Origin of the sequence: Clostridium sp., assembly GCF_030532265.1 — a bacterium.
Classification (GTDB): Bacteria; Bacillota; Clostridia; order Clostridiales; family Clostridiaceae; genus Clostridium.
The window spans coordinates 1-21,317 of the sequence record NZ_JAUNLM010000027.1 but is presented as its reverse complement, the minus strand read 5'-3'; the positions used below and the strand labels follow the sequence as shown (position 1 = coordinate 21,317).

Genomic DNA, 21,317 nt, shown 5'->3' with positions numbered 1-21,317 from the left:
CCCTTCTAAACTATGACTTAACTTTCTTTTTCAAGTATATCATAGCTATAGCTAATGCTAATATTCCACAAAATAATTTTGTAAATATATAAATTCCTATAACTTCTTTTGCCTCACTTGCTACAAACCCAAGTTGTCCACCAAGTACATATGCACCACTAACAGAAAAAGCACTACATAATATTTTCCCCCTCTTATCTAATTTTTCAAATGAGGTAAATATTATTATAGCTGATGCCAAACTTCCAATAAAAGCTGTTATAGAATATTTATTTACACTAAATTTATTAGCTATATTTTGCAAGTACTTATTTAAAAATTTATTTATAACCTCTAACATTACATATGCTCCACCTAAGAATATTGCAATATTACCAACTATAGACAAAGTATCTTTAAGTGGCATTAATTCCTTAAATATTATAACTCCTGATATTTGTTGAAATCCTACAATTACAAATCCAAGTATACTTAGAAACAAAATTCCTTTTGAAAGTTTAATTAATATATTTATTGTTAAGTCTTTAAAATAAACTATACCAATAATCATAAGTATAGAAATTATAAATAAAGGAATTAAATTTAATAATATAATCTTAATAGGTATTTTTAGAAATATTCCTGCTAAAAATAAACCTAAAGGCAGAACTGCTATACCAAATATTATTCCTAATAAAAATTCCTTCAAGCTTTCTTTCTTTATAATTCCAAGAGCTAATGGCAGGGTGAAACTTAAAGTACACCCTAATATAGATGCCATTAAAACTCCTGAGAAATAAATCATATTACTATTTAATGCTATATCATTTGCTATACTAAATGCTCCCATATCTATAGCAATTATAGTTGATACAAATATAGATGGATCTATATTTATATAATTTGAAATTGGCATTAATGCACTTTGAAGCCAAGATGCTATAACTGGAGTTAAAGATATAATTCCAACCATTGATATAGCTAATGCTCCCATATTTTTTATTCCTTCTTCAAAACACATTCCAAGTTTTAATTTATTTCCTAAAAAATAATCAACTGCTCCTATTACAAAAAAAACAGCAATTATATATAATATTATTTTTTCCATAAACCCCTCTTTTACCTTTATCCTTCAGATACTAAATTTTTTATCCAATTCCTTGATGATATTCTTTTAAAGCAAGCAATCCCCTTACTTATTTCCTCAAATGTACAAAGAGCATAAACCAAATAAACTGGTAATTTAAAAACAAATGCTCCTAATAATGCAAATGGTACTCCTATACACCACATAGTTATACTCTCTATAAGAAATGAAGCTTTAACATCTCCTCCACCTCTCATTACTCCTACTATTGCTATTATATTATAAACTCTTATAACCATAACAATTGATGTTGCATATATTATATACCTTGACCAAATTTTAACTTGCTCTGAAACATCATATATAGATATTATTGAACTTGCGCATAAAGATAATGCTATTGCTATAATTAGTCCAATTAAACATCCAAGTTTAATACAATTCTTTCCATACTCATCAGCCTTTTCTTCGTCTCCTCTACCAACTTGTGCTCCGACCATAACTAAAGCAGCATTTCCTATACCAAAAATAATTACCATAAATAAATTATTTATAGTTGTTGCAATCTGGACAGATGCTATAGCTTGCGTTCCTATTCTTCCATAAATAATATTATACATAACAGAACCAAATCCCCAACAAGCTTCATTTAAAACTACTGGAAGAACTGTTATATATATTTTCTTTACAAAAGATAAATCAAAAGAAAATAACTCTTTTAAATTTCCAGCTAAAATATTATTGCTATAATAAACGTAACCTATAATTATTAAAAATTCAATTATTCTTGCAATTAATGTTGCTATTGCTGCACCTTTAACACCAAGCTCTGGCATTCCAAAATAACCAAATATAAGTATATAATTAAGTACAGTGTTAATTATTAAAGCTATTGAGCTTCCTATCATAGGTATAGTTGTTTTTTCTATACATCTTAGCGCTATTCCATAATTAAACGTAATAGTAGTAAAAATATAACTTAGCGATACTATTATAAGGTATTCAACACCAAGTTTTATAACTTCAAAATCTTTATTAAATATTCCAATTATGCCCTCTGGAAATATTTGAGCTGTAATAGTAAATATGCTTCCCATAACAATTGCACATACAATTCCTATTCCAATTAACTTTTTTATATTTTCATTATCTTTTTTTCCAAAGTATTGAGATACAAAAATTCCTATACCACTAAATAATCCCATCATTAATATACTAAGTAAGAAAAAGTATTGATTTGCTATTCCAACTGCAGCAATTTCATTTTCTCCAAGCTTCCCAATCATCATAGTATCTACTATATTTAAGGATGATGTTATAAAATTTTGTATAACAATAGGTAAAGCTATAATAGCAACCTTTTTATAAAATCTTTTATCTATATTTAATATTTTATTCATAATAGCTCCTCTTACTTCTTTAACCTTTAGTATAATATGCAATTCCTATACTTCCTGGTCCAACATGTAAGCCGATAATAGGTCCTATAGGTTGTACAATAACATCTCCCTTTAATCCATTAACTCTTAACTTTTCTTCTATCTGTTCTTTTAATATAATTCCATCATCTTCACAGTTTATATGATGAACTGTTATATGACAAAAATCTTTTTCATGTATATCTTCAAACATTTGATTTATCATAGTATTTATTGCTTTTTTTCTAGTTCTAACTTTTTGAAAAACTGTTGTTTTTCCATCTGTTACCGTAAGAATAGGAATAATTTTTAATATATTTCCTAAAAGAGCAGCTGCTCCTCCAATTCTTCCACCTTTTTTTAAATACTTTAGTGTTTCAGGTATAAACAAAAATCTACTATTGCTTATAACACTTTTTGCTTTATTAGCAACTTCTAATATATCCTCTCCTGACTTAGCTGCCTTTGCAGCTTCAATTACAGCATACCCCATTTGCATACAATTACTTCTTGAATCTATAATTTCTATTTGTGCATTTTCATTTTCTTCCAATATCATATCTTTAATCATTTTAGCTGATTGATAAGTTCCACTCATATCTGATGATATAAATATCCCTACAATCTTATCACCTTGATTTATAATATTTTGAAAAGTTTCTTTCACTTCCCCTATATTTGGTTGTGATGATGTTGGTATTTCTCCACTTTCATTCATCATTTTAAAAAATTCATCATTTGTTAAATCCATTTCCCTGTACCCTTGTCCATTAAATATTACACTTAATGAAACTACTTCTATACCTAAACTTTCCCTAATATTTTTAGGTATATAACTAGTACTATCAGTTACCACTCTTATGCCCATTTCTACCTCCACAAATTTTAAATTATATAAATAAAATTATATCATAATCATATATTTAGACTAGATATTATTATTAAAGTATATTATTTTTTTCCATTATAAGTTCAATTGTAATTATAATATATAGTTATTTTTATAACAAAAAAATAATACACACTAATTTATGTTTTAACTAAATTAGTGTGTATTTATTAATAAACTATGCTTCCAATGTTAAGTCTAAAGTTTCATTTTTTCCGTCTCTTTCAACTTTAACCTTTACTGTGTCTCCAGCATTTTTCTTATTTTTTACTTCATTTAATTCTTGAAGGGTTTTAACTCTCTTTCCTCCAAACTCAGTGATAGTATCACCTGGTCTAATTCCAGCTTTTTCAGCTGGTGAAAATTCTTCTACTTCAACTACGTATATTCCTTCTGGTAAATTATATTGTTTTGATAATGCTTTATCTATTTCTCTAACCTTTACTCCTAAAGTTAATATTGGCTTTGATAAAACATCTAATTTTTGTTTAACTTCATTTATAGGAATTGCAAATCCTATACCTTCTGCTCCACCAGATACCTTCATAGTATTTATTCCTATAACTTGCCCTTCTGTATTTACTAATGGACCACCACTATTACCTGGATTTATAGCTGTATCTGTTTGAATCAAATTCACTTGTTTTCCAGTTTCAGTATTAACAGTTCTTCCAACTGCACTTATAACCCCTTTAGTTACTGTTTGAGCAAATTCCTTTGAAAGAGGTGTTCCAATTGCTATAACTTCCTCACCTGGTTTAAGTTTTGAAGAATCACCAAGTTCTGCTATAGCAGGAACTTTAAATTTTCCTTGCATTCTAATCATAGCTATATCTTGATTTTCATCATAATTAATAACTTTAGCTTTTATCTCTTCTCCAGTACTTAATGTTACAGTAACCTCTTGAGCTCCTTTTATAACATGATAATTAGTTAATATATCTCCTTTATCATTTATAATAAACCCTGTTCCAATCCCTTCAACCTGTTGTGGAATAATTCCATTTTGACGACTTAACCCCTTTGTTGAAACTATTACAACTGCTGGTGCAACTTTATTAAAAGCTTGCTCTGTAGTAAGTTGAGATACCTCCTTAAAATTTGAAGGAGATTCATTTTGAGTATTTATTTTTTGACTATCCTTTTTCATAATCATATATGTTATTCCACTACTAAATATTCCAGCAAGCATTGCAGTAACTATTACAACTACAACCATAATAAAAGTATTACCCTTTTTTCTCTTTGGTTTTTGACTATTAAATTCATTATTTATATTTTGATCTGTATTCATTAATTACCTCCTGCACTGTGATTTCTTAATATCAGTATAAAAAAATTTTGTGTCAACTATATGGCATATAAAAAAATTTTTAATTAATAAAAAATACTGAATGAATTTATTCATCCAGTATTATTATATCCATATATTTTTTATTAATAATATTTAATAATTTTAGTTAGTTTTTTCATTAACCTTTTTAATTTTTCTAGCTATCTCAACAACTTTTTTTATTGAGTTTTTAACGCTATCTGAGTCCATCATTGAATATACATTGCCACTATAACTGCTTTTATATTCAAATGTTAGATTATTACCACCAAGTCTTTTCAATGAATTATTATCTTGATTGCTTATTATATAATAAGGAATATCTTTAAACATACCATTTTTTTGACTATCATTTGATATATTATATATATTTTTAGTTTCATTATAAACAGCATCTCTATAATTATTTTGATTCTTTTTATAATCAAATTGTTTTTTTTCAGATTCTGATAAATTATTAGAAAAATCAGGTATACTGCTTACAAGTCCTAATTTATCCATAATTAAAGTTAAAGAAATATTAGATCCTATAGCCTCTATCTTTTTCCTTACTAAATCAGCCATTCCTGTAATACCTAAACTTTCTTCTTTTAACTTTTCTTCATCATAAGGATTTACCAAAACTACACCTGCTACAGTTTCTGGATAAAGACTTGCAAAATTAGTCATAACTAAACTACCATATCCTTCTCCAACTAATATAAATGGTGAGCTAACTGCAGCTTTTCTAAGAAGTATTTTCAAATCTTCTGCTTGTTCTTTTGGTGTCTGTAATTTACCACCATCATTTTCTCCATAACCTCTTCTATTATATACAAATGTTTTTACTCCCAAACTACTTGAAACATCTTTAGCAACTTTATTCCATTCTTCTGCTGTTGCTCCAGTAGTTCCATCAAAAATAACTGTATAATCTCCAAATCCACTTACTTTATACTCCATCTTTTTTCCATTCACTCTAGTATACGACATCCTTGAGCTTGACTTTTCATTTGTATAAAAATTATGGCCCCATTGAATTATCATCCCTGTAATTATAATAAGTAATATCACTAATACTATTCTTTTGAAAAGCATAAATTTAGGAATTTTTTCTTTCATATTTACAGTATGTAAGCTGTTAGAATTAGATAATAATTTCATATCTTTCCTCCTATAAGCCACTAAACACTAAAGTTTAAGATTAGGCTTTGCATTTAAGTCAAGTGATGATTCCTCACCATTTATAAATCTAAAGTATGCAGCACTTCCTATCATGGCAGCATTATCTGTACATAGTATAGGTGCTGGGAATAATATTTTTATTCCTTTTTTATTTCCTTCTTCTATTAGTGCTTCTCTTAATGCTGAATTTGATGCAACTCCACCAGCTATAGCTATTTTATCTAAATGTTTCTTTTTACAAGTTTCAAATACATTATCTTTTAATACCTCAACTACAGCATTTTGGAATGATGCTGCAATATCAGCTGGAACTATTTCTTCATTTTTCATTTTAGCTTTATTTATGTAATTAAGTACTGCTGATTTTAATCCACTAAAAGAAAAATCTAATGTATCATCATGAAATTTAGCTCTTGGAAATTTTATAGCATCTTTATTTCCTTCTTTAGCTAACTTATCTATTTTAGGTCCTCCTGGATATCCTAGTCCTATTGCTCTTGCTACCTTATCATAAGCTTCACCAGCTGCATCATCTCTAGTTTGCCCTATAACTTCATATTTACCATAATCTTTAACATAAACAATAAAAGTATGTCCTCCTGAAACTACTAATGAAACAAAAGGTGGTTTTAAATCTTTATGTTGTATGTAATTTGCTGAAATATGGCCTTCTATATGGTTTACTCCTATAAGTGGCTTATTTGTTGCCATAGCAAGTCCTTTAGCATACTGAAGCCCTACTAATAAAGCCCCAACAAGACCTGGTCCATATGTAACACCTATGGCATCTATATCATCTAATGTTACATTTGCTTCTTCTAAAGCTTCTTTAACAACACCATTTATAACCTCTGTGTGCATTCTTGATGCAACTTCTGGAACAACTCCACCAAATTTTTTATGTGTATCTATCTGAGATGCTATGATATTTGAAAGAACTTCTCTACCATTGCGTACAACAGCAGCTGAAGTCTCATCACAGCTTGATTCAATTGCTAAAATTAATTTATTTTCCATAGAAACTCCCTCTTTTTGTATAATCATATAAAATTCAACTATTTGTAATTATACTTCATTAATAAATTATTATCAATGAAACTGCTACCCTTGTTTAGCAAAATTTATTAATGTATATTAAAACTATACATTCTATAAATTAAATTTATACTAAAATCATCTTAAGATTTTATTAAAACGTAAAGGAGTTATTTTATGACATCATATGCAAAGGTTGTAGTTAAAGGATCTCCTATAACTAAATCAAACTTTAAGCTTCATAATAAAGATGGAAGAGCCATACTTCCTTATAATACAGGTAAATATCACGATAGATATGCATTATATGAACAAGAAATTGCTTACGTAGCAAGAGTTCAAAATCCTAATGTAGTCTTTACAGAAAGTTTAATTGCAATACTCAAAGTTTATTATAAAAGTGAAAAGAGACATCCAGATACTATAAATATCTCAAAAAGTATATTTGATGGTATTGAAAAAAGTGGTCTTATAGTTAATGATGCTCAAATAGTTAAAATAATAGTTGAAGAATATTATGATAAAGAAGATCCAAGATTTGAACTTGAACTTTATCCATTAAGCAAATTTTCTTTATCCTTTTCAATTGAAGAAAGGAAAGACGAAATAACACCTACAACATATTCTTCTTTAAAAAAATCTCCTATTAAAAAGAAAGAAAAAATTAATACTATAAATACAACTATTTCTCAAAATAACGTTTGTGAAATTTGTAATAAAAAGCTTTCTTTAAATGACTGTATAAAAGCAAATAAGGGCAAAACATTAATATGTAAGAGTTGCTTTAATAAATTGTTCTAAATGGAGGTGATTTTATGAATCAAAACAATCCATATTTAATTTTAATTGGTGATAGCCTAACATTTGGTTATGGAGTTTCCAAAAAAGATTCTTGGGTATATAAGTTACAAGAAAAATTTACGTCTAAAATTATCTTAAATAAAGGAATAAATGGAGATACAACTTCTTCTATGTTAACTAGATATTATAAAGATGTTTTAAGTAAAAACCCTAAAAAAATATTTATTATGGGTGGTACTAATGATTTATTATGCGGACGTAATGTTGACTATATAGTTAAAAATTTAGAACTAATGATTAAAGAAGGCTTGGAAAATAATTCTGAAATTATAATTGGAATTCCTCCAATTATAATAAAAGATTTGGCTGAAACTTTATTTATGCCTTCTAATTATTATAAATATTGTGATGAAAATTTATCATCTCTTAGAAGTCATATTATAAATTTACAAAAAAAATATCCTTTCAAATATGTTGATTTTTATACTTTAACTAAAAATCATACATTATCTGAAAAGATATTTTTAGATGGTATTCATTTAAATATAAAAGGAAATCTTTTATTATTTAAATGCTTCTTGGATATACTTTGATGCTGCAACTCCAGCATCATATCCATCTATATCCTTCATATTGATGCATTTATCACCATATATAATATTTCCACAAGCGAATAATCCCCTTTTAGATGTTTCATAATTATCTGTCATAGGAGTATTCATTTCTTTATTTATCTCAAGATTAAGCTTATTTACAGATCCAAGTTCAGGATAATATCCTACTGATAAAAATAATGAATCACAGTCTATTTCTTCTATACACCCTTTTATTTTATTAAATATTTTAACTTTATTTATTCTCTTATTTCCATCAATATCTATAAGTTTTGCACTTTCAATAACATTTATATCAAAACCTTCAATTATATCTCTATCTTCATCTGTAATATTAAATCCACTTTCTTCATCAATTATAAGTGCTGCTACTTTTCCGCCTTCTATTTCTACTCGCCTAGCTACTATCAAAGCCCACTTATTTTTAGCTATAATTACTGGATTTTTTCCTGGAAGTAATCCTTCAAAATTTATAAATCTATGAGCATTTCCTATTGTAAATATACCTGTAAATTTATTAGTAGGTGTTAGAACATTTCCAGCATATCTTTCTCTACACCCTGTAGCTAAAATAACTGCATCAGCTAACACATCACATATCCCTTCTCTTTCATTAACATAAGTTATTATATTATCTTCTGATATATTTACTACTGTAGTCTTTTTTTTAATGTTAAAATCAAATTTAGATAATTTTATTTTAATAAATTCAATAAATTCAGGTCCTGTAACAGAACACTCTAAATATTTTTTTGCAAAATCATTATGAACACACTGCTTTAGTATACCGCCAAGTTCTTCTTCACGTTCTATAAGTAATACTTTTTTTATACCATTTTCCAAGGCTGCAAGAGCTGCTGTCATTCCTGCTATTCCACCACCAACAACTACTAAATCATATTTTCTCAAATTTAACTCCATCTCCTTATTTATTACTTAATCTCTTGGAACTACAACTTTTATAGCTTTATCAACTATTTCAAAATTTATTTCATTTAAAGCCACTATTTCACCATCTATATTCACTATAATATCATCTTTTGATTTTACTCTCATTTTTTTAACCTTTGTATAAATTATTTCCTCAATGCCACTAACATCTTTCCCAGTAACAACTTTAGGTAAAAATCTTATAAGTCTATGTAGCCTTGGCTTTTTTATAGCATATATATCAAGCAATCCATCATCTATTATTGCATTTGGAGCTATTTTTATTCCTCCCCCATAGCATTTACCATTGGCAACAGCAATAAGATACATATCATTTTTTATTATTTTATTATCTATTTCAAACTCTAAATTCATATGACCAAATGTAAATAGGGTCTTTATAAGAGAAATTCCATAAGCCATAGGACCTGTTATAAGCTTATGCTTTTTATATTGCCTAGCATTATTAACTACACACGCATCAAAGCCTACAGATGCTATATTTAAAAAATATCTATCATTTACTTTAGCAACATCAATGTACTTCTCTTTTCCATGTATTAGTTTTTCTAAAATCTTCTCAACTTCTAAATTTCCATACAAAGTTCTTGCAAAATCATTTCCTGACCCAGCTGGAATTATAGCAAGTGAACTCTCAGACCCAACTACACCATTTAAAACCTCATTTAAAGTTCCATCACCACCAATGGAATAAACTCTACATTTTTCCTTTTTTACTATATCTTTTACCTTTTTAGTAGCCTCGCCAGATTCTTCTGTAATTATTATTTCATATGGCTCGTCTATATTTTTAAATAAGTCTCTTATCATATATTCAAAGTATATAGCTTTTCCTTTACCCGCTATGGGATTAATAACAAAAATATGCTTCATCTATTATGTGCACTCCATTTATCTTTTATATTTTTATAACTCTTTTACTATTCATAATTTCAACTATTGTATACATATTTGAAATTTCTCCAATTAATAATTGCTCTTTTAATCCATAGAAATCTAAACATGTTCCACAACTTATTATTTTAACACCTTTTTTCTCTAGTTCTCTTACACTTTCTATAACTTCAGATCCTTCTGTAACTAATTTAACTCCAGCATTTAAAAACACAATTTCTTCTGGTATATCATTAGCTTCTGTTAAAGCATACATATAACTCTTCATAAGAGTTTCTCCTAATCTATCATCACCTTCACCCATTTTATCAGTTGTTATTATTATTGAAAATGTATCTTTTTTTTCTGAAACTACTTCAGCTGATTTCTTTGTTATTTTGATTTTAAAAAGATCTCCTTCTAAAGTGCTATTAACAGTAAACCCTGCATTTTCTGCAAATCTTGTTACATTGTTATTTGCAATCTCATTATCTACTGTTACAATAGCTTCACCACTTTCTATTGAATCAAAATATTTTTTTGTTTCAATTACTGGTTTAGGACATGCAAGTCCAATACAATTAATATTTTTCATAACCAAACACCTCTCTATTTTTTAATTATTATATTTTTAATAATATTATACACTATTTTTTATATTATTTTTCCCTTGTTATATTTTAACACTATTCGACACTTATTGATTAAATATATGCCTTATAATATAATTTTATATGACTATATCATGAGAGGTGAATAAATGAAAAAATTTTTCCAGAAATTAAATATTTCTTTAAATAAAGATACAGTATTTAGACTTATATTATTTTTAATACCACTATTTTCAATAGTACTAAAAGGTATATTATTTCAAGGATTTATAAATAATACAAATCCTTATTATTTAAATTTTCATTTAGGATTTTTAAATGCTAATAACTTTTTAAACTATTATTACGCTTTTGCATTAATATTTTTAAGTTTTTCATTATTATTTAAAGGTAAAGGAAGAGTTATTTATTTGTTTATTATTGATGCATTAGTAACTGTATTAATATTAACTGATATTACATATTTTAGAGGATTTTTAACAGTTCCTTCAGTCCTTATATTAACTCAAACAGCAAATTTAGATAATATGTCTGGTAGTATATTTTCAATGTTTAGTGGTTATGATTTATTATTTTTAATTGATTTTGTTGTTCTTGGAATATATGTATTCTTAACAAGAAAATCTTATGTTAGGGTTCAAAAAAGAGCTATAAAATCATTTTTACTAACATTAATACTTCCAATAATATTTATACTTTATGTTCCTTTTAATCTTTATGTTCTAGGAAATAAAGATGTTAAAAACTCATATCTTTTTGATAATTACGATCCAACAAATACAGTTAAATATTTTTCATCTGTTGGATATCATATAATGGATGCTATTAATGTTTACAAGGATTCAAAACCATACAAATTATCAGAAGAAGATAAAAATCAAATAAATAATTATTATAAATTTAAAAATGAAAATCTACCTAATAACAAATATTATGGTATGTATAAAGGTAAAAACTTAATAGTTATACAAGTTGAATCTCTTGAAAGTTTTGTTTTAGGACAAACTATTAATGGTAAAAAAATAACTCCTGTTATGGATAAATTAATAAAAGATGGTATATACTTTCCTAATATATGTGAACAAGTTAATGAAGGTACAAGTTCAGATTCAGATTTAATGGTTAATACATCAATGTTACCTCTTAGAAGAGGTTCAACATTCTTCAGATATCCTAATAGAGTTTATAATTCAATGCCTTTAATACTTGGAAACGAAGGATATACAAGCGAAGCTATACATCCAGATAAAGGTTCTTTCTGGAATTATAAAAATGGATTAACTGGAATTGGATTTAATAAATTTACTGATTTCTATTCATTTAATCCTGATGAAATTATTGGTTTAGGATTAAGTGATAAATCATATTTTAGACAAGTTGTTCCTATGCTTGAAAAATTAAAGCAACCTTTCTATGCTTTTACTGTAACACTTACAAATCATGGACCATTTGATTTGCCAGAAAGTATGAGAAAGTTCAAATTAGACCCTGAACTTGATAAGACTGAACTTGGTGGATATTTTGAAAGTGTTCACTATACAGATACGCAAATTGGTTACTTCTTAAGCTTACTTGATAAAGCAGGAATTTTAGATAATACTGTTATTGCTATAGAAGGCGATCATACTGGAGTTCATAAATATTATCAACATAGTATAGATACCTTATCTCACAAAGAAAATTGGTATTCAAATAATGGTGTTCCAACAATACCACTTATTATATATAATAAAGAAAAAACTGTAGGTAAAACCTTTGATACAATAGGCGGTCAAATCGATATAATGCCAACTTTATTATATACTCTTGGTATTCCTAGGGAAAAATATGAGAATACTGCACTTGGTAGAAATTTATTAAATACAAATAGAAATTACGCAGTTTTAAATAACGGAAAACTTATTGGTGATACTAAAAACCTTTCAAAAAAAGACATTGAACTTATTGAAGGTTCGCTAGAAATGTCTGATAAAATGATTAGAGCAGATTATTTTAATAATAAATAACAAAAGTAGTAACTACTTACTAATAAGTAGTTACTACTTTTTATGTTAACTATTATCTTTTACTCTTTTTAATTTTCTTTTCTTATTTAATCTTGCCATTATAATTATAAAGCAAATAATACCCAATAAGCTTATTGCATACTTATGTATAAAATTCCATATTGAATTTTCATTTGCTCCAATATAATAACCAAATACTAACAATGCAGAATTAGTTAATAAAATTCCAACTATAGTATATTTAATAAATAATCTTTTTTTCATTTTATTAGCCCCTGCTAATATTGATACATAAGTACGGGCAAATGGAATTAATCTAGCTATTAAAATAGCATATTTACCATATTCATCAAATATTCTTTCAACCTTTTCTGAAATATTTTTATTTCTTTTATTTTTATTTTTAAATTTATTTACAATTCTTTCTCCAAGCCAAATACCTAAACCATAACTAAATACTGATGAACATAACTCTCCTAAAAATGTAAATAGTAAAGCCATCTGAAAATTATAAATTCCTTTTGATATTGATAATCCAATAAAGGGTAATAGAACTTCTGTTGGTAATAATATACTCATTATAAATACCCCTATGTAACCTAAATGACCTGCCAAATGTTCTACAATAGATATAAAATTCATTTACCCACCTCCCTATTTTAATATATCATTTATTTATTAACGTATAATAAACAAAAAAATAAAGGACTATGTCAAATTTATTTTGCATAGTCCTTTAACTTTTTTAATTATTCACCTGCTACTGATAATTCTTTTACAAACACTGATGGTGAACCAAAGCTAGACATTGGGAATTTTATATCATCACAGACTTCTTCTATATCTTTTAATAAAGTAAAGAAATTACCAGCCACAGTTATCTGCTCTACTGGATATGATTTTTTTCCGTCTTCTATCATAAATCCTTTAGCAGCTAATGAAAATTCTCCTGTTATAGCATTAGCCCCTGCGTGCAATCCTGAAAATTCTGTTATTATAAGCCCTTCTCCTAACTCACTTAAAAGCTTATCAAAGTTTTTATTACCATTTTCTATATAGAAATTTGTAGGTCCAACACTTACTGGTGATGCATATGAATTTTTAAATCCATTTCCTGTTGATTTTATTGAAGCTTTATAAGCAGTTTTTAAATTATGAAGTAATGTTTTAAGCTCTCCCTTAGATACTAACTCTTTCTTAATTGTCTTAACACCTTCATCATCAAATCCAACTGATGCTAATCCATCTTTCAATAATGGATTATCAATTATAGTGACCTTATTTGATGCTATAATTTCTCCTTCTTTATCTTTTAAAAGAGATATTCCTTTTTGTGCTGAGTCAGCATCAAACACTGACCAAAAGGCTTGTAATAAAGAAACCATTGCTTCATTTTTTATTACTATTTTATATTTACCGGATTTAATTGATTTTGCATCAACTTTTTCCATAGCCTCATCTACAGCTTGTTTAGCTATCTTTTTAGGATTTACATCTGAAACCTTTTTAGCCATTGCATAACCAAACCCGTCATACTTTCTTTCATCTATATCAACTACTGGTACAACATAAGCTGTTAATAAGTTTGATTTATCTTTAAGCTCTAGTCCTTTTGAATTCATAAGTCCATACTCAACATTTACATAACTTATTCCACATCCTAAGAAATTAACAACTTTATCAGAATAAATCTTACATTCCTTTTCCATTGAAAGTCCTAAGTCTATAAGTTCCTTAGCATCAATATTTTCTAAATCCTTGTGATAATTTTCTACCTTTTCGTAATTTTTATCACCTTCATATATAAATTGAATATCTTCATCTTCTATTGATAATGCAGAATCTTTAGCATTTTTCACTAGCATATTTATAGCATCTTCATCTATTATTTCAGTATAAGAATATCCCATCTTTCCACCTAGTTTTGCTCTAAATGAAACTCCAAATGATTTATTTAAATTATATTTTTCAACCTCTTCTTTATATATATTTATACTTAAACTTTCTTTATTAGAAAAATATATTTCAAATTCATCTAATCCTTCTTTTCTTGCTTTATCAAATAACTTATTCTTAAACTCATTAAATTCCATAATTACACCTCCCTATCTTCCGCCTACTGTTATTTCTTTTAATCTAATCATTGGTTGACCAACATTTACAGGAATACTACCTGATGATGATCCACACATACCTTGTGCTTGACATATATTACTTCCAACCATATCTATATTCATTAATACTTCACTACCTTTGCCTATAAGGCTAGCCCCTCTAACAGGTTCTACTATTACACCATTTTTCACCAAGTAACCTTCTGATACAGAGAAATTAAATTCTCCAGTTACAGGATTTACAGAACCTCCACCAAGCTTTTTAGCATAAAGACCATTATCTATTGATTTTATTATATCTTCTGGCTTATCACTTCCAGCAGCTATATAAGTATTAGTCATTCTTGAAGTTGGGGCAAATTTATAGCTTTGTCTTCTTCCATTTCCTGTTGGTTCCATTCCCATTCTTCTTCCATTTAATTTATCAATCATATATCCCTTTAATATACCATTCTCAATTAATACATTTTTTCTTGACTTTGTACCTTCATCATCAATATTAATAGAACCCCATGCATTTTCTATAGTACCATCATCAATTGCTGTTACTTTAGCTGATGCTATTTGTTCACCCATCTTGCCTGCAAATTCTGAATTTCCCTTAGCAACTGAAGTAGCCTCTAATGAATGTCCACATGCCTCATGGAATAAAACTCCACCAAATCCATTATCGATTGCAACTGTCATCTTTCCAGCTGGACAATCTTTTGCATTTAACATTGTAACAGCAGTTCTTGCTGCTTCTAATGCATACATTTCAGGATCTATTTCATCTTTAAACATCTCAAAACCTCTAGACCTTCCTGGTCCTTCAAATCCCATTTGATTTTCTCCATTTTTTGATGCAACTGCACTTATACCAAGTCTTGTTCTAACTCTTCTATCTTCAAGACAAATACCATCTGTATTTGCTATTAAAATCTTTTGATCTTTATCAGCATAACTAACGCTTACTTTACTTATTTCATTACTATAATCTTTAGCTTTATTGTAAGCAAGCTTCATAACTCCAATTTTTTTAGCATATTCTATTTCTTGTGGATAATATTTTATTATATGTTTATTTGGAACCCATATAGAATCATTTACAATTATATCTTTTTCTTCTTTTAAATCTCCTAGAGCAAGTGCTGCCTTATAAGCTGTATCTAATAAACTATTAAGTGAATTATCATTTGTATATGCATAAACACTTTTTAAACCCTTAAATATTCTTATTCCAACGCCATAGCTTCTTCCACCTATGGCACTTTCAACTTTATTATCTAAAATACTAAGAGAATTACTTATACTGTCTTCTACATATATTTCAGCAAAATCTCCCCCTGTTATCATACACTTTGATAACACAAGACCTATAGTTTCTTTTGATAACATTTTTTTCCCTCCTTATTTAAAATAACTACGTTATTTACCTGTTTTATTTACTTGTTTTTGATATTCATTAAATGTATTTCCCCAATAATCCACATAATCACCTTCACACCATTGTGCCATTATTACTTTTTCACCTTTTTTAAGTTTGAATTCTTTAACTGGTGTTGATAATTTATTATTTGAGGTATTAAAAACTATTAATTTATCATCTAAAATAACAATTGCTAATTTTCCATCTGGTGAAGTATACGCATCTTTTATTAAAGGTATATCATTTTTTAAAATTTTCCAAGGTATTAATAATGAATCATATCTTACTAGATTAACTGGTGGTTGAATTGATATTTTATAATCATACTTATCACCATCTAATGAAGATGGTGATATTCTTCCTTCCATTCTCCAATTACCATTTTCTCTAACAACACCAAAATTACTGTAATCTATATATTTTTTTACCTTTTCTTGTTGATCCTTTGTTAACTTGTGATATGCGTTTGTATAATCCTTATTATAAGTTAAATTGTATTTTTTTGAAAATATATCTTGAAATGCTAATGATTTATCTGAAAATAAGTTATCTAATGGAATCATTTCATATTGAGTATATTTATTTTCAAAATTATTACCAGTATAAATTTCTGTTGATATATAATTATCACCTATATAATTTAAGCCTCTATAAACATTAGACTTTTCATTAATAAAATTCTTTTCTTTATCTTCTATTGTAATTTGACTTTTTTTATCTATTGCATTTGCAACAAAATATTCTTTATGATAACCGTTGGTATCAATACTATTTTTTGATAAAGTCCATATTCCAGATTTTCTCGGAAATATTATACCATTAACAGACTCAATTGGTTGAATCTTATCTTTCTTTGCGCTTATCCAAAGGGTTCTATATTTTTCATCTGTATATGTTCCATCTTCTTTTAATTTTCTTGGTTCCTTAAAAGTTATATAAAGACCTTTATCTGTATTATAATCATTGTAATTAACACTTTTTTTATCTGGAATATTTTTTGCATTAAATGCATCTTCTGAAACATTACTTATCCATTTAACATTTAATAAAACCCCTTGATAGTATATAAAACTTTCATTCTTATTAACATAAAAAAATTCAAAAATATTATTATTTTTATCTGATGCAGATATTACATTTAATTCACTGTTATTAATACCCAAATCCCTTACAATAAAGTTATTTTGATATGATATAACATAATCTCCTTTTACAACTTTTAATTTATATCTTACACCATCATAAGTTTTAGTATCTATATTAATATTATGTTCGCCAATATCAATATATTTATCTTCAATATCATCAACTTCTCCTAATGAATACATATTTTTATCTAACACCTTATAATCTTTTACTTGCCATCTTCCTAATATAATTAAATCTTTATTTTGAGGAGCCTTTAATTCCATCATATTATTTATATCAATACTATTACATCCAGTTAAAGAAAACATTAATATTATTATAAATATAGCTTTAATCCATCTAAATCTCATATAACTTCTCCTCATTACTTTCTTTAGGAATAACAATCTTTATTTGTGTTCCAACATATAATTCACTATTTATTATTAATGTTCCATTATGTAATTTTACTATTTCATCAGCTATTGATAATCCTATACCTGCGTTAGAATTTGCATTACTCCCTTTATAAAATTTCTCCTTAACTCTTTCTAACTCATTCTCACTTATCCCACATCCATTATCAGTAACTTCTATTATTATATTTTTAACATCTTCTGAAAATTTAACTTCTATCAATCCCTGTTCTTGAGTAAATTTAAATGAATTATCTATTATATTTATAAGAACTTGCTTCATTCTATCAATATCAATATTAATATTAGGAGTTTTTATCGAATTATATACATGAAAATTTATATTTTCTTTTTCAGCTCTTGGAGTCATATATAATTCAATATAACTTGCAAAATGAGAAATATTAACTAAAGTTTTATTAAGAGATATTTTATTATTTATAAGTCTTGAAAAATCTAATAACTCTTCAACCATTGCAGATAATCTATCTGTTTCTTTTTCAAGTATATCAAATCCCAATTTTAAAGTTTCTCTATCAGTGTTTTCATTATTTAAAGTTATTACCCATCCTTTTATAGCTGTAAGTGGTGTCCTAAGTTCATGTGATACAGATGATATAAAATCATTTTTCATTTTTTCTCTTTGGTCAAGTTCTTCTGCCATATAATCTAAAGTATTTGCAAGCTGACCAATTTCATCTTTTGAGTCAAAATTGCTTCTGGCTTTTAAATCCCCACTTGCCATTTTTTTTGCTATGTTTTTTAACTTTAATATAGGATTAACTATATTTCTAGCCATAATTATACTTATAACTACACCTATAATTAATACTAAAATTGATATACCTATAAAAAAACTCATTATAGATGCTATAGATTCATTAACCTCTTTTAAAGAAGTTACATATCTTATAGCTCCTATTACTTTTCCATTTACCTCTATTGGCTTAGTTACTGCCATAACATTATATGGAGAGTATCTTACCTTTCCAACCCAGTCGCTACTTTCTCCACTTAATGCTTTCCTTATCTGTTGTTTACTTTCATCAGATATTTCATTACTACCTATAGAATCCATAATAAGACGACCTTTATTATCAAATATTTGAACTTGTGCAGTGGTTTGATTCCAGAAAGCATCAACATTATCATATACATTAAGTTCTAGTGATGTATTAGAGTAATATCTATCATAAAAATTAATAGCTAAATCTATTTGATTAGTTAATATAGTTTGTATATTTTTATAATAATATTGTCTAACAAATACCATTAATAATATATCCAATATAACTATTGTTGAGAAAACAACTATTATAAAGTTTCTTATCATCTTATTCTTTATGCTTTTCATATATTATCCTTTCCATCTATATCCTATCCCCCAAACAGTCTCTATAAACTGTGGGTTAGATGAATCCTTTTCAATTTTTGCTCTTAATCTTCTAATATTTACATCAATTATTTTTGGATCTCCAAAATAATTATATCCCCATACACTATTTAATAACTCATCTCTTGAAAAAGCCTTATTAGGATTCTCAATAAATGTTTTCATTATTAAATATTCTTTTGGGGTAAGTTCTATCTCTACACCATCTTTTGTTATCTTTTGAGAATATAGATTTATTACAAATGGTCCATTAACCAATTCTTCTACAACTTTCCCTTCTTTGCTCTCTATTCTTCTTAAAATTGCTTTTATTCTAAGAACAACTTCTAATGGATTAAATGGCTTTACTATATAATCATCAGCACCATATTCTAGTCCCATTATTTTATCCATATCTTGCCCTTTTGCAGTTAACATTATAATCCCCATTTCTGGGAACTCCTCTCTTAATTTACTGCATACTTGAAATCCATCTATTCCTGGCAACATAACATCTAAAACAGCTACAGAAGGTTTCTCCTCAATAGCTTTTTTTATTCCATCTTCTCCATTGCTAGCTTCAATTATTTCAAATCCATTCCTAGCTAAATTTATCTTTAAAAAACCTCTTATACTCACTTCATCTTCTACTAATAATATTTTAGCCAATATTAACCACACCTCTTTCTATTTTCAAAAAAGAAGCTTAATAATTTAAGCTTCTTTTAATATTATAGTCTATATTTTTTATTCTTAATATACAATTATTTCACTTCACCTATTAAAATAAAATTAAATTATTTCATTGTTCTAAACTCATATCCTTTGCTTTTAAAATATTCTATTATTTCTGGAAGAGCTTCAACTGTTGTTTCCTTTTGATAAGTATCATGCATTAAAAATACAATACTATCAGCTTTATCACCTAACTTTTCTACTGAATCTTTTGTTTCAGCCAATAATTGTGCCTTACTTTTATGACCACCATTTGCAGCATCACCATTTAATGCATTCCAATCTACAATTTCTATACCTTTTTTATCTAATATAGGTCTTATCTTCTCTCTTCCATTCCAAGACCAATAACCACCTGGAAACCTTACAACTCTAGTTGAAAAATCCTTTCCTAAATATTCTTTTAATAAATCATTTGTTTTATTATATTCTCCCATAAAATTATTTGTATTTATTACTCTATTAGGATATAAATATCTATAATCATGACTATAACTATGATTAGCTATAGCATGTCCATTTGATGCTATTCTCTTTAAAATCTTTTTTGTTACTTCTGGATTTGAAGTAATACTTTTACCCATAACAAAAAATGTTCCTTTAATATTATATTTATCCAATATATTTAAAACATTGGGAGTATTAGTAGTTGATGGACCATCATCGAATGTTAAATATACAACTTTTTTCCCATCATCTCTAACAGGGTAATGTAGCTCACCCTTCATAATACCTTGAGTTCTATTTGCCACAATCTTTGCATCATCTGCATTAGAATCTTGTTCTAATAGTAAATATCCTGAATTATCTAAATCTACATTTTCCTCAACTCCTGAAGATAAATTTGATTTTTCACCATTACCTTTTTCTTTCCCACCATCTTGAGCAAGAGCTTGTTCATTTTTATTATTTGATGAAATTGCAGAATAAATAGCCATAGCACCAATTACTAATAAAATAGTAATTCCTAATATTAATAGACTTTGTTTTATTTGTATTTTAATTGTTTTTTTATCTGAGTTTCTCTTTATCGCCATACCTAAATTTCCCCCTAGTTTATTTACATTATAAGTATACTAACATAAAATGTAGTTTACTATTACAAAATAATTAATATCTATTACATTTTTGTAATAGTTTGTCTTATTATATATTAAACTGTATATTAGATTATACGTTAATATTTATATATTTAATATATTATTTTTAAGCAAAAAAAATAAGCCCGTAAGCTTATTTAAATTGGCTCCGCGAAGAGGATTCGAACCTCCAACCTATCGGTTAACAGCCGAGTGCTCCACCGTTGAGCTATCGCGGATTATTAATTTTGTTCTCTGAAAATTGCACATGACTTTTGTTGATCGTTTTTATTGGTCAAGCCCT

19 protein-coding genes and 1 tRNA gene are annotated in these 21,317 nt (G+C 27.1%); 3 read left to right on the top strand and 17 right to left on the bottom strand.

What is annotated here, in order from left to right; genetic code table 11:
* Positions 1-10: 10 nt before the first annotated feature.
* From eutH to tsaD, 6 genes are all read right to left on the bottom strand, one after another.
* A complete protein-coding gene (gene eutH / locus Q4E08_RS07395; protein ID WP_303129781.1) occupies positions 11-1,087 on the bottom strand; it encodes an ethanolamine utilization protein EutH in 1,077 nt (358 codons plus the stop codon).
* A 17-nt stretch (positions 1,088-1,104) separates the two neighbouring features.
* Positions 1,105-2,466, bottom strand: coding sequence for an MATE family efflux transporter (locus tag Q4E08_RS07390; RefSeq protein ID WP_303129780.1), 1,362 nt, complete (start codon positions 2,464-2,466; stop codon positions 1,105-1,107).
* A 19-nt stretch (positions 2,467-2,485) separates the two neighbouring features.
* A complete protein-coding gene (locus tag Q4E08_RS07385) occupies positions 2,486-3,352 on the bottom strand; it encodes a DegV family protein (protein ID WP_303129777.1) in 867 nt (288 codons plus the stop codon).
* Positions 3,353-3,551: 199 nt separating this feature from the next.
* Positions 3,552-4,667 carry a S1C family serine protease gene (locus Q4E08_RS07380; protein ID WP_303129775.1) on the bottom strand — a complete coding sequence of 372 codons (1,116 nt, stop codon included), beginning with the start codon at positions 4,665-4,667 and terminating at the stop codon, positions 3,552-3,554.
* 162 nt (positions 4,668-4,829) lie between these two features.
* Positions 4,830-5,849, bottom strand: coding sequence for an alpha/beta fold hydrolase (locus Q4E08_RS07375; RefSeq protein WP_303129774.1), 1,020 nt, complete (start codon positions 5,847-5,849; stop codon positions 4,830-4,832).
* Between the two features lie 27 nt (positions 5,850-5,876).
* The gene (tsaD, locus tag Q4E08_RS07370) at positions 5,877-6,887 is read right to left on the bottom strand and encodes a tRNA (adenosine(37)-N6)-threonylcarbamoyltransferase complex transferase subunit TsaD (RefSeq protein ID WP_303129773.1); all 1,011 of its coding nucleotides are present in this window, start codon (positions 6,885-6,887) and stop codon (positions 5,877-5,879) included.
* Positions 6,888-7,082: 195 nt separating this feature from the next.
* Between tsaD and Q4E08_RS07365 the strand changes: the two genes are divergently transcribed.
* Complete coding sequence (locus Q4E08_RS07365) at positions 7,083-7,706, top strand: RusA family crossover junction endodeoxyribonuclease (protein WP_303129771.1); 624 nt, start codon at positions 7,083-7,085, stop codon at positions 7,704-7,706.
* Between the two features lie 14 nt (positions 7,707-7,720).
* Positions 7,721-8,299, top strand: a complete 579-nt coding sequence (locus tag Q4E08_RS07360) for a GDSL-type esterase/lipase family protein (protein ID WP_303129769.1) — start codon at positions 7,721-7,723, stop codon at positions 8,297-8,299.
* Here Q4E08_RS07360 and Q4E08_RS07355 read toward each other — a convergent pair.
* From Q4E08_RS07355 to yedF, 3 genes are read right to left on the bottom strand one after another with little or no spacing between them, the layout of a single operon-like run.
* Positions 8,270-9,229 carry an NAD(P)/FAD-dependent oxidoreductase gene (locus tag Q4E08_RS07355; RefSeq protein ID WP_303129767.1) on the bottom strand — a complete coding sequence of 320 codons (960 nt, stop codon included), beginning with the start codon at positions 9,227-9,229 and terminating at the stop codon, positions 8,270-8,272. The two genes, Q4E08_RS07360 and Q4E08_RS07355, sit on opposite strands and share 30 nt — an antisense overlap.
* 27 nt (positions 9,230-9,256) lie before the next feature.
* Entirely contained in the window at positions 9,257-10,144 is an 888-nt protein-coding gene (locus Q4E08_RS07350) for a diacylglycerol kinase family protein (RefSeq protein ID WP_303129765.1), read from the bottom strand.
* 25 nt (positions 10,145-10,169) lie between these two features.
* Entirely contained in the window at positions 10,170-10,739 is a 570-nt protein-coding gene (gene yedF, locus Q4E08_RS07345; RefSeq protein WP_303129763.1) for a sulfurtransferase-like selenium metabolism protein YedF, read from the bottom strand.
* 165 nt (positions 10,740-10,904) lie between these two features.
* Between yedF and Q4E08_RS07340 the strand changes: the two genes are divergently transcribed.
* Complete coding sequence (locus tag Q4E08_RS07340) at positions 10,905-12,761, top strand: LTA synthase family protein (RefSeq protein WP_303129761.1); 1,857 nt, start codon at positions 10,905-10,907, stop codon at positions 12,759-12,761.
* A 45-nt stretch (positions 12,762-12,806) separates the two neighbouring features.
* Here Q4E08_RS07340 and Q4E08_RS07335 read toward each other — a convergent pair whose 3' ends face one another.
* The 8 genes from Q4E08_RS07335 to Q4E08_RS07300 form a co-directional block, all read right to left on the bottom strand.
* Positions 12,807-13,403, bottom strand: a complete 597-nt coding sequence (locus tag Q4E08_RS07335; RefSeq protein ID WP_303129758.1) for a DedA family protein — start codon at positions 13,401-13,403, stop codon at positions 12,807-12,809.
* A 107-nt stretch (positions 13,404-13,510) separates the two neighbouring features.
* Entirely contained in the window at positions 13,511-14,854 is a 1,344-nt protein-coding gene (locus Q4E08_RS07330) for a TldD/PmbA family protein (RefSeq protein ID WP_303129755.1), read from the bottom strand.
* A gap of 12 nt (positions 14,855-14,866) precedes the next feature.
* The gene (locus tag Q4E08_RS07325; RefSeq protein WP_303129752.1) at positions 14,867-16,252 is read right to left on the bottom strand and encodes a TldD/PmbA family protein; all 1,386 of its coding nucleotides are present in this window, start codon (positions 16,250-16,252) and stop codon (positions 14,867-14,869) included.
* A 30-nt stretch (positions 16,253-16,282) separates the two neighbouring features.
* The gene (locus Q4E08_RS07320; RefSeq protein WP_303129750.1) at positions 16,283-17,782 is read right to left on the bottom strand and encodes a hypothetical protein; all 1,500 of its coding nucleotides are present in this window, start codon (positions 17,780-17,782) and stop codon (positions 16,283-16,285) included.
* On the bottom strand, positions 17,772-19,181 hold the full coding sequence (locus Q4E08_RS07315; protein WP_303129747.1) for an ATP-binding protein: 1,410 nt from the start codon (positions 19,179-19,181) through the stop codon (positions 17,772-17,774). Before Q4E08_RS07315 ends, Q4E08_RS07320 begins: the two co-directional genes overlap by 11 nt.
* Before the next feature lie 3 nt (positions 19,182-19,184).
* Positions 19,185-19,868, bottom strand: a complete 684-nt coding sequence (locus Q4E08_RS07310) for a response regulator transcription factor (protein WP_303129744.1) — start codon at positions 19,866-19,868, stop codon at positions 19,185-19,187.
* A gap of 128 nt (positions 19,869-19,996) precedes the next feature.
* On the bottom strand, positions 19,997-20,971 hold the full coding sequence (locus Q4E08_RS07305; protein WP_303129742.1) for a polysaccharide deacetylase family protein: 975 nt from the start codon (positions 20,969-20,971) through the stop codon (positions 19,997-19,999).
* A 206-nt stretch (positions 20,972-21,177) separates the two neighbouring features.
* Positions 21,178-21,252 (bottom strand) — tRNA-Asn (locus Q4E08_RS07300).
* Positions 21,253-21,317 lie beyond the last annotated feature (65 nt).

Excerpts from the sequence above, each read along its gene's own strand:
- eutH (WP_303129781.1), bottom strand. The coding sequence starts at position 1,087 with ATGGAAAAAATAATATTATATATAATTGCTGTTTTTTTTGTAATAGGA.
- Q4E08_RS07390 (WP_303129780.1), bottom strand. The coding sequence starts at position 2,466 with ATGAATAAAATATTAAATATAGATAAAAGATTTTATAAAAAGGTTGCT.
- Q4E08_RS07385 (WP_303129777.1), bottom strand. The coding sequence starts at position 3,352 with ATGGGCATAAGAGTGGTAACTGATAGTACTAGTTATATACCTAAAAAT.
- Q4E08_RS07380 (WP_303129775.1), bottom strand. The coding sequence starts at position 4,667 with ATGAATACAGATCAAAATATAAATAATGAATTTAATAGTCAAAAACCA.
- Q4E08_RS07375 (WP_303129774.1), bottom strand. The coding sequence starts at position 5,849 with ATGAAATTATTATCTAATTCTAACAGCTTACATACTGTAAATATGAAA.
- tsaD (WP_303129773.1), bottom strand. The coding sequence starts at position 6,887 with ATGGAAAATAAATTAATTTTAGCAATTGAATCAAGCTGTGATGAGACT.
- Q4E08_RS07365 (WP_303129771.1), top strand. The coding sequence starts at position 7,083 with ATGACATCATATGCAAAGGTTGTAGTTAAAGGATCTCCTATAACTAAA.
- Q4E08_RS07360 (WP_303129769.1), top strand. The coding sequence starts at position 7,721 with ATGAATCAAAACAATCCATATTTAATTTTAATTGGTGATAGCCTAACA.
- Q4E08_RS07350 (WP_303129765.1), bottom strand. The coding sequence starts at position 10,144 with ATGAAGCATATTTTTGTTATTAATCCCATAGCGGGTAAAGGAAAAGCT.
- yedF (WP_303129763.1), bottom strand. The coding sequence starts at position 10,739 with ATGAAAAATATTAATTGTATTGGACTTGCATGTCCTAAACCAGTAATT.
- Q4E08_RS07340 (WP_303129761.1), top strand. The coding sequence starts at position 10,905 with ATGAAAAAATTTTTCCAGAAATTAAATATTTCTTTAAATAAAGATACA.
- Q4E08_RS07335 (WP_303129758.1), bottom strand. The coding sequence starts at position 13,403 with ATGAATTTTATATCTATTGTAGAACATTTGGCAGGTCATTTAGGTTAC.
- Q4E08_RS07330 (WP_303129755.1), bottom strand. The coding sequence starts at position 14,854 with ATGGAATTTAATGAGTTTAAGAATAAGTTATTTGATAAAGCAAGAAAA.
- Q4E08_RS07325 (WP_303129752.1), bottom strand. The coding sequence starts at position 16,252 with ATGTTATCAAAAGAAACTATAGGTCTTGTGTTATCAAAGTGTATGATA.
- Q4E08_RS07320 (WP_303129750.1), bottom strand. The coding sequence starts at position 17,782 with ATGAGATTTAGATGGATTAAAGCTATATTTATAATAATATTAATGTTT.
- Q4E08_RS07315 (WP_303129747.1), bottom strand. The coding sequence starts at position 19,181 with ATGAAAAGCATAAAGAATAAGATGATAAGAAACTTTATAATAGTTGTT.
- Q4E08_RS07305 (WP_303129742.1), bottom strand. The coding sequence starts at position 20,971 with ATGGCGATAAAGAGAAACTCAGATAAAAAAACAATTAAAATACAAATA.